The sequence below is a fragment of the Puia sp. P3 genome, assembly GCF_050632245.1.
Lineage (GTDB): Bacteria > Bacteroidota > Bacteroidia > Chitinophagales > Chitinophagaceae > Puia.
This window is the reverse complement of record NZ_CP192583.1, coordinates 2452958-2466220: the sequence shown is the minus strand read 5'-3', so window position 1 is coordinate 2466220 and position 13263 is coordinate 2452958. Positions and strand designations below refer to the sequence as shown.

Below are 13263 nucleotides of genomic sequence, written 5' to 3'. Positions count from 1 at the left end.
GAAAAAAGTTTTGGTAAGAAGGTATTGGAAGCCGGGAATGAACTTCTACCCTTTTGGCGGTGGGACTACGATATCACAGCAATAGAACGGAAGGCGCCCGCTGATGAGCTCCGACCAGGGATGCCGGCACACAACAGGCTCCAGGAGTGCAATTGCCGGTGGTTCGACGATGGTATCTGCCATGCGGAAAGAAGGCAGCGTCTTTTTATTATGGTTCTCGTGTGCCAGTTCACCGGAGCGGCTGAGCAGCCGTTCTTCGTTGTCGTCGTCAAAACAGTACAGCCAGCCGGCCTTCTGTCTGATGACGTCGTACAGATGCCCGTTGTACCAGCACTCGCGTCCGGGCTCCTCCCATTTTCCGTGGCTGTCGACGTCGGCCTGCGAGACCCTGAAGAATGCGGCGTCGGGAAGCGCGGCTATCCACGCCTCCCGGGCAGCTTCTTTGAGCCGCCATTGCTGCAGCAGGAACTGTCCGAAGTACCCTATCTGGGTATAGAACAATAGCAGCAGCAGCGATATGGTGACTCCTTTTTTCAACAATCAACCTTTTCCTATTGGTTTTTCGACTTTTTCGCGGGGCAGAATTCCGCCCGGCTTTGGCAGCGGATAGTTCTTAAGCACGGCCTCGTATTTGGTCTTCGTCGTTGCCAGCCGGCCGCTGAGCAGGTTGTACACTTCCCTGTGCTGATCGGTAGGCCGCCAGTCCGATCCGCCGGAGATACTCTCCTTGGAAATCGTCAGAAACCTTTCCAGCAGTTGCGCCGGGCTCCGGAAGATATCCTCCCGCGCTCCGGTGGAGTGGACGTCGTGGAGCAGCGCTTCGACGTCGAGCAGCTGCCGCTGCCAGGCGGCGAGCTTCTCCTTTTGGCGTTTGTTCGTCAGCGTTGGTTCGGCGGCGATCGCCCCTGACCGGAGCGTCTCCAGCGTATCGATCATGTGCAGCACGCTCTGGATCGACTGGAATATCTCCGTACCAAAGGTATACTGTAACCGGATATCTTCGTCACTGCCCGTGGTATGCGGGTCGCGCAGGACCTCCAGGGGCTGGCGGTATTCCTTGCCGCCCACTTTCAGGACGACCGTGTAGGCGCCGGGCAGCACTTTTGTCGTCGGCAGGCCGGGGCCGATGTCCAGGTCATAGATCACCATCGCGCGTTCGCCGTTGGAGTCGAGCTTGACCCAGTCGGCGTCTTCGGGGCGGGTACGCAGTGGCGGCAGGACATAGGGCTGCAGGCCGAGGTCCCACCACACCCGGTTGACCCCGGGCTTGTTCGAGCCTTTTATCTGCTGAACGATGTTGCCGGCTCCGTCCAGCACCAGGACCTTTACGGTATCCTGAACGCTGTCTTTCAGATAGTAGTTGATATCTGCCCCATAGGGAGGGTTCTGGCCGGAGGCGGAGGAACGTTCGCCGTGGATGGCGATATGGGGCCGGAAACGGTAGGCCTTGCGCATGGAGAAAAGATAGGCTTCCGACTGCTGTGTCTGCCGGGTGAACTCCCGGATGGGCGTAACGTCGTCAAGAATATAGAAACCGCGTCCGTAGGTGCCGAGGACCAGGTCCCTGAAACCGCGCTGGATGGTGATGCCGTAGACTGGCACGGGGGGCAGGTTGTTCTTGAGGTGGACCCAGTGGTCGCCGTCGTCGGGCGAGAAATACAGCCCGTTGTCTGTGCCTGCCCATACGAGTCCTTTTTTGTCCGGGTCTTCTTTTACCGAGTGGATAAAAGAAGAATAGCCCTGCGGGAAACTGCCGGTGATGAGCTTCCAGGACTTACCAAAATCCGTGGTCTTGTAGATATAGGGTTTGAAATCTCCGATGAACTGGCCGTTGACGGCGACGTAGCAGGCGCCCTCATCGAAGGCCGAAGGGCATATATCGCGGATGGTCGACCATTTCGGGAGACCGGGCATATTCGGGCTGACGTCCTCCCAGTGCTTGCCGTCGTCGCGGGTGACGTGTACCAGACCGTCGTTGGAGCCGGTCCAGACCACGCCTTCCTTTACCGGGGACTCGGCGATCGCATAGAGGGTGCAGCCATCGAACGTAAACAGATTGTCCGTGCTGACCCCTCCCGAGCTCTGCTGGTGCGATTTGTCGTTTGTGGTGAGGTCGGGGCTGATGACGGACCAGGACTGGCCCTCGTTGGTCGTCACGTGTACGTATTGGCTGCCGATATATACCTTGTTATGGTTGTGGCGCGAGATCGTCATGGGGAAGTTCCAGTGCCAGCGGTATTTCATCTCGGCGGGAGGATAGCCGTAGCCGGCCTCGGGCCATGCGCGTACGTCCCTGACATGACCGGTACGCAGGTCGGTGCGGTCGAGGCCGCCGTCGTAGCAGCCGGACCAGATGATGGCGTTGTCTTCGGGATCCGGTTGCGCAAATCCGCTCTCGCATCCTCCGATGGTCGTCCAGAGTCCCGTCGGGATACCGCCCTGCAGGCTGTTGCTGGGTCCGCGATAGGAGCTGCCGTCCTGCCGGTTGCCGTATACGAAATAGGGCACCTGGTTGTCTACGGACACGTGGTACATCTGGGCGATGGGCAGGTTGACGTTCTGCCAGGTCTTGCCGGCGTTGTAGGTCATGTTCATGCCTCCGTCGTGTGCTACCATCGCTCTGGCCGGGTTCTTCGGGTCGAACCACATGTCGTGGGTGTCGCCGCCGGGACGGTAGTCGCCGTTCCCGCCGTTGCCGTTGAAGGACTTTCCGCCGTTCTTCGATTCCATAACGGTAACGCATATCGTAAATACGTTGTCGGGATTGCCGGAGTTGACGCGAACGCGGGTATAGTAGGAGGCCCGCTGGGCCATCGAGTGGCTGGTGAACACCTTCTTCCAGGTGACTCCGGCGTCGTCGCTGCGGTAGAGCGCGGGGTCCCTGTCCTCCATCAGCGCGTAAACGATATTCGGATTGCTGTAGGCGACGTCCACGGAAGTCTTGCCCACGGGGTGTGCGGTTCCGCCGGGGAGGCCGCCCGCCAGCCGGTTCCAGGTCTTTCCGCCGTCGGTGGTCTTGAAGATGCCGCTGCCGGGCCCGCCGCTGTTGAGCTGCCAGGTCTTGAACGAGATCTGCCACATGGCGGCGTAGAGGGTGCCGGGGTGCTGCGGGTCCATCGAGAGATCGGAGCAGCCCGTGAGGGAGTCGACGAAGAGGACGCGTTCCCAGGACCTGCCTCCGTCTGTAGTTTTGTATACGCCCCTCTCCTGCTGCGGCGAGTGGGTATGTCCGAGCGAGGCTACATAGACCGTATTGGAGTCTGTTGGATCGACGATGATGCGGCTGATCCTGCCCGTGGCATGGAGTCCCATATTGGTCCAGGTGTGGCCGGCGTTGGTGGATTTATACACGCCGTTGCCCATGGCTTCGGCCGGCCGGATCAGAAAGGTCTCGCCGGTGCCGGCCCATACCTGGCGGGGGCTGGAAGGGGCGATCGCGAGCGCTCCGATGGAGGAGTTGTCGGTGCTATCGAAGATGGGGCGCCAGGTAATGCCTGCGTCATCGGTCTTGAAGATGCCGCCCGAGGCGGCTCCGACGTAGGCGATATTGCGGTCGCCCGGCACGCCGGCGACGGCGATGGCGCGATTGCCATCGGGGCCTATAAAACGAAAGTGCAGCTGACTGAAAATGCTGCTGTCGATGGACTGGGCTGATGAGCCCATAGCGCCGAGAAGGAGCAGCCAACAGCCAATTATTTTGCGCATAGCCGATAATTTTATGGAAATTACCTTATGATCTTTTACAAATATCGCCTGCGTTCAAATCGGTATAGCATTGGTTAAAATCAGGTGAACCGCGGATACAACCAGCGTGAACCGCCGAGGTTCACACCACCTTCAGGTGTTGCCTCCGGCGGTAATATCTGTAGCGGACCACGGTCGCAGCGATCAGCGCCACCCCGCACAATTCAGACAGCATTTTCTCCGCGTCGAGCCAGTCGACTGGCCGGTCCTTCAGCAGTGGGTCCATCACGACCCCATGGACGACGAACAGCAGCGCCGTACCATAGGAGATCAGGTGTATATTCTTCCACAGCCGAAAGCTCATCCTGCTCTTTATTTTTTTCTGCGTCGTGACGATGACCGCGATCAGCGCGTACATCGCGAGCGCGCCCAGCAGAGTCCACAGGACCTGGTGGGGCGCGTTCACCGGAAAGAGGATATCGACGAGGCGGTATTTCAGGGAGGCGTCGGCGAGCAGCAGCAGCACGTGTCCTGCCACCAGCGCCAGCGCCACGTAGGCCGTCCAGTTATGCAGGTCGTCGATACTCACTTTCTTTACAAGGGGTGGCATCTTCTTCCACAGCGGCGACCGGCGGTAGGCTGTGCTGAGCAGCATGCCCAGCAGCAGATTGAAGGTCAGCACGCAAGTCGCGATAAGGCCAAAATTGGAAGAAAGCTCGAGCCATTGGTTCTCCATGTCAGTTGGTTGTAGGATTTTCTTTTACGCTGATCACGGGGATCTGCTGTTGGTATGCCAGTTTGTTCAGCGCCGGGATGCCTGTGTTCAATATATTTTTCAATTTGTCGAGCTGGGCGTCTGTCCGGGCGCTCAGCGAGGCGAAGACCTCGCGGGCCTGACGGTTGGGCGCGGCATAGCCTTCCGACGCATAGCCATAAACGCCGGAGAGCTTGTCGTTGAGCCGGATGGGGAAGTTCAGCATATCCTGACCGCTCTTCGACTTAGTCTGGTACAGAGCCTCCTCGATGGCGGTGAGATTGCGGATAAGGCTGTCGGATAGTTTTTTGATCGGCTTCTGCGTGCTGTCGAGGCGGGAATTGAAGTCCTGCAGCTGTGTGCGGACGCTGCGGATCTGCAGAATGGCCTTCTGGGCCTCGTTGTATTTGTCGCGTATCTGCAGGAGGAAGCCGGTCTGGGCGTCGTAGTCGGCCTCGGTCAGCTGGTAGTTGGGATCGCCCTTGATGGCGAAGGCGACGTCGGTCGAATCGTCGTCGTATTTGAAGCGGGCGGTGTATTTACCGGGCGCCGCCTTGGGTGCGCCGGCACCGCCGGTCCAGAGCAGCATTCCGGTGATCTTTTCCGCGGGGGCATACAGCATGTCCCAGACAAAGGTATTGATACCCGATTCGCAGTCGAGGCGGGTATCGGCGTCTTTCGACCGGGTCGTAAACGTTCTGATAGGCTTCTGTTGTTTGTCAAAGATCGTGATGGATACTTTGGGGGTATCCGCAGGCGACTTCAGCCAGTAGCGGAATACGACGCCGTTGGGCGGATTTTGGCCGGCGTTGTGGATGGGCTGCTGGTCGCGGCGGCGGCGTCCGCCGCCTTCGGTGCGCCAGGCGTCGTCGACTGCAAATACGTGCAGTCTTTTCTTGAGCAGGTCCGGCGACTGCTGCTGGAGGAGGCTGAGGCCGTCGAGCGCCCAAAAGGCGCGGCCCTGCGTGGCCACGATGAGGTCGTTGTCCTTGATGGTGAGATCGGTCACGGGTACGATGGGGAGGTTCAGCTGAAAGGGGCGCCAGTTGTCGCCGCCGTCGTAGCTGATATACATGCCGTATTCTGTGCCGGCGTAGAGCAGTCCGGGCCTTTTCCTGTCCGCCCGGATGACGCGCGTGAAATGGCGCGGGTCGATGCCTTTCGTGATCAGCCGCCAGGTCTTGCCGTAGTCTTCTGTCTTAAACAAATAAGGCGTATAGTCGTCCTCGCGGAAACGGGTACCCGCAAAATAGGCCACGCCTTTTTTGAAGGGATCGGCCTCTACGCAGTTCCACAGCGTCCATTTGCCGGCCTGCGGCGGCGTGATATCGTCCCAGTGCTTGCCGCCGTCTTTGGAGACGTGGATGAGCCCGTCGTCGCTGCCGGTGTAGAGCAGGTCCTTTTCGAGCGCCGACTCCGTCGCGGTGAAGATGGTACAGTAGTATTCGGCGGAAGTATTGTCCTTGGTGATGGGGCCGCCGCTGGGTCCCTGACGCGATTTGTCGTTGGTCGTGAGGTCGGGGCTGATCGTCTCCCAGGTCTGCCCTTCGTTCTCCGTGACGAACAGCTGATTACCGGCAGCGTAGAGCCGGTGTGGGTTGTGCGGGGAGAAGAAGATGGGATAGTTCCACTGAAAGCGGTATTTCAGCGAGTCGGCGCCCGAGCCGGTGGGGTTGTCGGGCCAGACGTCGATAGACCTGTTCTCGCCGGTACGGTGGTTCAGCCTGCCGAGATAGCCGTCGTAGTTGCCGCCGTAAACGATATCCGGATTCAGCGGATCGGGGACGATATAACCGCTTTCGAAGCCCGCTGTAGGTTCCCAGTCCTTCCCGGTAATGGCAGGTCCGGTGGAGCGGCTTTTGATGCGCACGCTGGTGTTGTCCTGCTGGGCGCCGAGGATATGGTAGGGAAAGGCGTTGTCGGTAGTGACGCGGTAGATCTGGGCTGTGGGCTGGTTGTCTACGGAACTCCAGTCCTCGCCGGCGTTGAAGCTGACCTGGGCGCCGCCGTCGTCGGCGAGGATCAGCCGGTGGCTGTCTTCCGGGTCGATCCAGAGGTCGTGGTGGTCGCTGTGCGGACTCGCAACGGAGGCAAAGGTCTTGCCGCCGTCGAGGCTGCGCTGGAATTGTACGTTGAGCACGTAGACGATATTCTCGTTCTTCGGGTCGCAGTAGACGCGGTTATAGTACCATGCGCGCTGGCGGATATCGTTGGTGCTGTTGACCTTTGTCCAGGTATCGCCGCGGTCGGTGCTGAGAAAGAGGCCGCCTTCTGCGTTCTCGATCATCGCGTAGACCTTGTCGGGATTGGCGGCGGGGACGGCGACGTTGACGACGCCCCAGACGCCTTTGGGAAGGCCCTTCTTTGCAGAGATATTTGTCCAGGTCTCTCCGCCGTCGGTGCTCTTGTAGAGGCCGCTGCCTTCGCCGCCGCTCTCCATGCTATAGGGCGTGCGTTTGACGCGCCACATGCCGGCATAGAGCACGGAAGGATTGCCGGGTTCCATGACCACGTCGGAGCAGGCGGTCTGGTCGTTGACGAACAATACCTTCCGCCAGGTCTTACCTCCGTCGGTAGTTTTGAACACACCACGCTCGGTGCTACGGCCAAAGAGATGGCCCATGACGGCGACCCAAACAATGTCCGGATTGGCGGGGTGCACGACGATGCGGGCGATATGACGGCTGTCCTTCAGCCCCAGGTCGCGCCAGCTGCGGCCGCCGTTGTCGGAACGCCAGACGCCTCCCAGGTTCTCGGAGACGTTGTTGCGCAGCGTGCTCTCGCCCTCTCCGGCGTATACGATCGATTCATCGGAGGGAGCTACGGCTACCGCGCCTACGCCGCCGCCGAAATATCCGTCGGAAACGTTCTTCCAGTTGCTGCCGCCGTCCATGGTCTTCCAGAGACCGCCGCCAGTGGCGCCAAAATAAAAGGTGTTTCTGTTCTTGAGGCTGCCAGAGACGGCGTCTGCGCGGCCGCCGCGAAAGGGGCCGATGAGCCGGTATTTGAGGGCGGCGAAAAAGGTCGAGTCGTTTGGATCGGAAGGGGTCTTTTTCTGCGCCTGACCAACGACGGTAGTCAGCAGGACGATACTAGCGGTCAGGAGATATCTCATGTGTTGGATCATTGTACTTGTTTTTGAAGCTGCTGCCATGCGGCGTTGGTGGCTGCCGCGGCCTTTATGGTTGTCTGAAGGTCTGAAATGGTCTGTTCGGTCGGGGGCATATCGGCCTCTTCGAGGATCCCGAATATGCCGGCGAAATCGTTGGCGAGCTGGGAGAACGAATGAACGCCGTTGCCAGCCGGAGCGGCCCCTCCCCTGCCGCGTCTTCCGCCCGAGCCTTCCAGTGCGGCCAGCTGTGCTTCCAGCGCCGCGTTGCCGGCGACCTTTGCGCGGAGCGCGTGTGCTTTTTCCATGGACGCCATCGCCTGTTCCCTGCCATGGTAGGCCTGCAGCGCCAGGTCGTGCTGCTGCTGGAGAGCCGCCAGCGGCGTTTTCACGCGCGGGTCCATGCGAACGGTCAGCTGCTGCATATACACTTTCCCGTTTGCCTTTAGCCTGACCGTGTAGACGCCGGGCATGGCCCAGGGGATGTGGCGCTGGGAGCTGTATTCGCATATACCGCGCTGATGGGATAGGATGCGGGGATATTGAGCGGCTGGTAGTGCAGGTCCCAGATGAAGCGGTGTGGGCCGGCCTTTGCGGACAGCAGCTGCTGGGGGCGGATCCAGTACAGGGGGATATTGACGTCGGGAATGGAATAGAGCGTATCGGTGCTCGAATAGTGGCGGATCGTCTGTCCGGAAGCGCTGAGAATATCCAGTGTGACTGCGTCGGAGGCGTCGGCTTTCAGGTAGTAGTCGATGATCGCTCCGTCTGGCGGGTTCTCCTCGCCGGTTCTTCCTGCGGCAGCGGCGTATCGGGGTTCATGTCCCAGCGGACGCGGACGGCGGGCTCGGGCTTGTACAGGGTCGCGTCGGCCACGGCGGTAGTCAGCTGGCGCATCGGCGCGATATCGTCGAGGATCCAGAACGACCGGCCGTGCGTACCGACGACCACGTCGGCGTCCTTGAACACCAGGTCGCGGATGGAGGTAGCGGGCATGTTCAGCCGAAGGGAAGACCAGTGTGCTCCGTCGTCAAAGGATACGTATACGGCAGTTTCCGAGCCGGCCAGCAGGAGCCCCTTGTGGTGCGGGTCTTCGCGGACGACGTTGATCGGGTCGTCGGGCAGGCCGTTGACGATCGCGGTCCAGGTCTTGCCGCCGTCGTGGGTCTTGTAAATATGCGGGTGCATGTCGTCGATGCGGATGCCGTTGACCGCGGCGTAGGCGGTGGAGGCGTCGCTATGTCCGGCGTCGATCAGCGAGACCTTCATCCAGTCGGAGACTTCGGGTGGGGTTATATTTTTCCAGGTCTTGCCGCCGTCTTTTGTAATATGGATCAGTCCGTCGTCGGTACCGGCCCAGATGGTCAGCGGGTCTACGGGAGAAGGGGCAACGGTATAGATGACGCCGCGGCGGGGCATTTGCTTTAGTGATTCGTTGCTGTAGACGCCGACGCTGGCGGGGATATTCCAGCGCTCGCGGCTGAGGTCGGGGCTGATCGTCTGCCGGGAATGGCCGCCGTTGGAAGTTTTAAAGAGGACATTGCCCGCGAAGTACATTGTGTGGGGGTCTATGGGAGAAAAGAGGACGGGTGCGGTGCGGAGATAACGATATTTGCCGCTGCGTACCGCTTCCGGGGCGATGTTCTGGATCTGGCCGGTGCGTTTGTCATAGCGTGTGATCTTGCCGCCATAGATGATATTTGGGTCCAGTGGGTCGGGGGCCACATAGCCGTATTCCTCGACGCCTACCGGGTGCCATTCGCGGAAGGTCACGCCGCCGTCGTTGCCGCGGGAGGCGATGCCAACGGAGCCGCTCTCCTGTTGTGCGCCATAGACGTTATAAGGAAATGCGTTGTCGGTAATGACGTGATAGAACTGTGCCGTGGGCTGGTTGTACCAGGAAGAAAAGCTTTGTCCGCCGTTGACCGTGACGATCGCGCCCTGGTCGAGGGCGATCAGCATGATCTGCGGGTTGTCGGGGTTAATCCAGATGCGGTGGTAGTCGTCGCCGCCGGGTGCTCCGCGAAAGGCGTCCCAGGACTTTCCGCCATCGGTGGATTTCCAGACGACCACGTCGGCTGTATAGACGATGTCTTTGTTCTTCGGGTCGGCCTTGACCTCGGCGAAGTCATCGCCGCGGCCCCAGAAGCGCTGGTCGCTGTTGAGTTTTTGCCAGCTGGCGCCGGCGTCGTCGCTGCGATAGATGCCGCCGTAGGACGCGTCGGCTGCGACGGTAGCATACAGGCGGGAGGGATCGGAAGGCGCTATGCAAAAACCGATGCGGCTGAGTCCCTGCGCGGGCGTCGGAAGCCCTTTGGTCAGCTGCGACCAGGTCGTGCCTCCGTCTGTGGACTTGAAAAGGCCGCTGTTGGGGCCGTTCCATGCGCCGTTCTCCCGAGGGCCCCGGCGTCCTGCCCAGAGGTCCGCGTAGACTATCTGCGGATTGACGGGATCGATCGTCACCTGTATCGCGCCCGTGTTCTCGTCCTTATACAATACTTTCTCCCAGGTCTTGCCTCCGTCGAGCGTACGATACACGCCTCGTTCGGGATTGGGCCCGTAGGGATGGCCGAGTACGGCGGCGAATACCCTGTTGGGATCTTTGGGGTCGATCGCCAGACCGCCCATCTGCTGTCCGGCATCCAGTCCGAGATGGGTCCAGGTGCGGCCTGCATCGGTAGACTTGAAGATCCCCTTGCCTACGGAGAGGTCAGGGCGCTGGATGCCTTCTCCGGTGGCTACGTAGACGATATTGGGGTCGGAAGGGGCAACGGCCACGTCGCCGATGGAGCCGGTCGACTGTTCGTCGAAGATCGGCGCCCATGTCCGGCCAAAGTCCGTGGTCTTCCAGACGCCGCCGTTGTTGACGCCGATATAAAAGACATTGGGCTGCTGTGGCGAGCCGCAGCCGCCGACTGTTCGTCCCCCTCGATGGGGGCCGATCATCCGCCAGCGAAGATTTCCAAAAGAGAAGTGTCGGGAGTCTGCGCGTGAACCGAGTGAATAATGACGCAGCAGGACAGCAGCCAAAGCAGTTTCTTCATGTGTAGTAGTGTATAAGAGGGCAAAAAATTACGATATAAGTTGCTACCGGACCGAACCGTCCATCAACTTTTTCGGGTCGGTCAACTGTTCCGTATATTCGGAATCTTAAACTACGCCCATAATGCTTCGATTCCGTAGACATTCCTGGGTCTTTGTCCTGGTCACTTTCTTTTTATTAGCGGCAGGGCACAGCAGCCGCAAAGTCCGTCGTTCAAAGTTATCGCTTTCTACACCGCGAAGAACGACGCGGCGCATATCAGTTGTGTCCACGAGGCCAACCGCTGGTTCGCGGAGATGACGAAGATGGAAGCCACTAGCGCGCGTCCTGCAACAATTCCATTATATGTGTATGTCCGAGGTGTCTGGCCCATTCCAGGGCGGTAGACTGGTAGGCGCTGTCTTTCATGCGCAGGTCGGGTCTGGCGGTCAGGGCCAGCCGGGTGAGGTCGGCGTCATTGCGTTCGGCCGCGAAATGCAGTAGTGTCTTGTTCCATTCCCCGTATGATCTGTTGACCGAAGAAGGGTCTTTTTGCAGCATCTGACGCGCGCGGTCCAGCCAGCCGAGGTCCCAGGCGTCGAGGACGGTATAGTTGGCGCCGGCGCCGACCAGCCATTCCGCGGCGGAGGGCTGCCGGCAGTGTACGGCGAGCTCCATCAGGGTCAGGCCGTTGCTGAGTTCGCGGTTCAGGTATCTGGAAGTCATTTGCAGCTGGGGGCGCAGGGCGTCGAGGGACTGCCGGTCGCCCCTGCCGACGGCTTCGGCCAGCTGTACGTCCGGCGGTGAAGGCGGGCGGGAAAGATAGCGATCGGTGATCAGCCACCAGGTCCACCCGTCGCGTATAACGGAGAAGCCCAGTTGCTCGTAAGTACGCTGGCCGGCGCTGGTGGAATTCAGTACGGCGTAGCGGTATCCCTGGTCGCGCGCATAGAGGCAGGCGGCCAGCGTGACGGCTTTCCCGATGCCTTTTTTGCGGTGGCGGGGGACGACCCCGACGTGGTAGATGCCCGCGGCGCCAAGATCGCCCGAGGTGAGGAAGACGACGCTATGTCCCACTACTTTTCCGTGGAGGCTCGCCACGAAACGCATCCATTGTCCTGGCATGTCGGTAGTGGAAGCGGCGGGAACGATGACGTGGGCATAGGGCAGGTTCTTTACGTCTGTCAGGGAAATCTGGTTGTCTGTTACGATGGTCAGTCCGCGGGGGAAGGGATGATCGGTGCGGACCTCGTTGAGGTCTAGGCCCATCCATCGGGGTCTCCAGCCGGGTTGGAACCCTCTTGCAAGGAGGCGGATACCCAGATCGGGAGGACTGGCGGGGTCGAGGGACCAGCAGCCCGCCCCTTTCGGCGGAAATTTGCGGTAAAAATCCATGAGCTCGTCCAGCTGCTGTCCGGCATTGGCTTCTGTCAGTTGGGGAAAGGCCACCATGGAAGGGCTCTGGGCGTTGCCCGAAGTCCAGCACAGGCCGTCGGTATCAAAGTAGCTGCCGCCAAGCGTAATCGCTTCTTTTTTGAACAGCTCCCGGTGGTTGAAAGCCGCAGCCTGTTCAAGGCGGAGGGAATCGGCTTCCTGCATTGTTGACGGATAGGCCATCAGGATAAATCTAGGTTATCCGCCGCGACCGGCAAAAAAATCTTCCGCGCCGTACTTCTTCCATTATTTACCGTACTTCTTCAGCCCGACGGAGGCGAAGGCATAGACCTCCCGCAGGATAGCGGGCGGCAATGAGTCGGGGGGCCCCTGCGGGCACCGTCTTGTCCGTGACGGCGGGGTCGGCGATACGGCGAAGCTGATCCATGCAGGCGTTGCGCGTCGTCAGATAGAGGAAAGCCTTGATCTTTTCGTCGTCGGTAAAATCCGCACGGCGCTGCCAGCAAAGGAAAAAGGCGTCCAGCGATAGCTGGTAGGCGGCGGGAGCATCGCGCAGAAGCAGGAATGCAAAGGAGAAAAGTTCGGGATAGTACAGGAAAAAAATGCCTTAAAAGCTTCGGGCAGCCCCTGGCGAAACCAGGTGATGCTGATATCTTCCTCGTCGGTTCGTTCCATGTTCATAATGGAGATCATAGTTAAGTTTGAGGACGCCGGGGGCACCCAGATAAACGAAGCGATTGGATAAAGCTGAGGATCGGTTCCGGGGGACCTTCTATGAGGATCTAGTTCATCAGGTGATCGTCCCATTGTATCTGGGATGACCCGTCCCTGACGCTACCCGTCCAGGGAAGATAGCAGTCGGTGTAGTAATTCTCGATAGCGAGGCCAATGGCTTCCGTATGGCCGTTGGATTCTTTCTCGATATCTGCCCAGGTGTCCTTTTTATTGTACACGAGCGCCATCGATTCTTCATGGCTTTCGGGAAAGTTTACGAGGAAGACGACGACGGTATTGACGAGGATTGGTTTGACGACAATGAGGTGCCACTGTGCTTCGAAATAGTATTCGAGCTCGAAGGATTTCTCAAATGGCAATAGCTCCTGGATCGAAGACGCATATGGGATATTCCTTAACCTGTTGAGTTTTAAGCGGAAACCGGACATAGTGATAAATTAAAATAATGTGAACGAATCATTAAGCGGACGACAGGTCTTGAAAAAGTCAGGAACAAAGCTTAAACAGGATATTACCGGCAGTTTGAGAGGCATCAGCACGAGTCTGCGTGATCGCCACTGAGAG

At 59.5% G+C, this 13263-nt stretch carries 10 protein-coding genes; all 10 read right to left on the bottom strand.

What is annotated here, in order from left to right:
- Positions 1-45 precede the first annotated feature (45 nt).
- Positions 46-537, bottom strand: a complete 492-nt coding sequence (locus ACQ86N_RS14750; RefSeq protein WP_431215801.1) for a hypothetical protein — start codon at positions 535-537, stop codon at positions 46-48.
- Positions 538-540: 3 nt separating this feature from the next.
- Positions 541-3705, bottom strand: coding sequence for a WD40/YVTN/BNR-like repeat-containing protein (locus tag ACQ86N_RS14745; protein WP_431215800.1), 3165 nt, complete (start codon positions 3703-3705; stop codon positions 541-543).
- Positions 3706-3826: 121 nt separating this feature from the next.
- The gene (locus ACQ86N_RS14740) at positions 3827-4420 is read right to left on the bottom strand and encodes a ferric reductase-like transmembrane domain-containing protein (protein WP_431215799.1); all 594 of its coding nucleotides are present in this window, start codon (positions 4418-4420) and stop codon (positions 3827-3829) included.
- A gap of 1 nt (position 4421) precedes the next feature.
- Positions 4422-7565 (bottom strand): VPS10 domain-containing protein, encoded by a 3144-nt coding sequence (locus ACQ86N_RS14735; RefSeq protein WP_431215798.1) that lies wholly within the window; start codon positions 7563-7565, stop codon positions 4422-4424.
- Positions 7562-8020, bottom strand: coding sequence for a hypothetical protein (locus ACQ86N_RS14730; RefSeq protein WP_431215797.1), 459 nt, complete (start codon positions 8018-8020; stop codon positions 7562-7564). The genes ACQ86N_RS14735 and ACQ86N_RS14730 overlap by 4 nt, the downstream gene beginning before the upstream one ends.
- A gap of 268 nt (positions 8021-8288) precedes the next feature.
- On the bottom strand, positions 8289-10577 hold the full coding sequence (locus ACQ86N_RS14725) for a WD40/YVTN/BNR-like repeat-containing protein (protein ID WP_431215796.1): 2289 nt from the start codon (positions 10575-10577) through the stop codon (positions 8289-8291).
- 328 nt (positions 10578-10905) lie between these two features.
- Positions 10906-12186, bottom strand: coding sequence for a GNAT family N-acetyltransferase (locus tag ACQ86N_RS14720; protein ID WP_431215795.1), 1281 nt, complete (start codon positions 12184-12186; stop codon positions 10906-10908).
- 67 nt (positions 12187-12253) lie between these two features.
- Positions 12254-12520, bottom strand: coding sequence for a hypothetical protein (locus ACQ86N_RS14715; protein WP_431217423.1), 267 nt, complete (start codon positions 12518-12520; stop codon positions 12254-12256).
- Positions 12409-12657 carry a hypothetical protein gene (locus ACQ86N_RS14710; RefSeq protein ID WP_431215794.1) on the bottom strand — a complete coding sequence of 83 codons (249 nt, stop codon included), beginning with the start codon at positions 12655-12657 and terminating at the stop codon, positions 12409-12411. The genes ACQ86N_RS14715 and ACQ86N_RS14710 overlap by 112 nt, the downstream gene beginning before the upstream one ends.
- A gap of 89 nt (positions 12658-12746) precedes the next feature.
- Positions 12747-13127, bottom strand: a complete 381-nt coding sequence (locus tag ACQ86N_RS14705) for a hypothetical protein (protein ID WP_431215793.1) — start codon at positions 13125-13127, stop codon at positions 12747-12749.
- Positions 13128-13263: the final 136 nt, after the last annotated feature.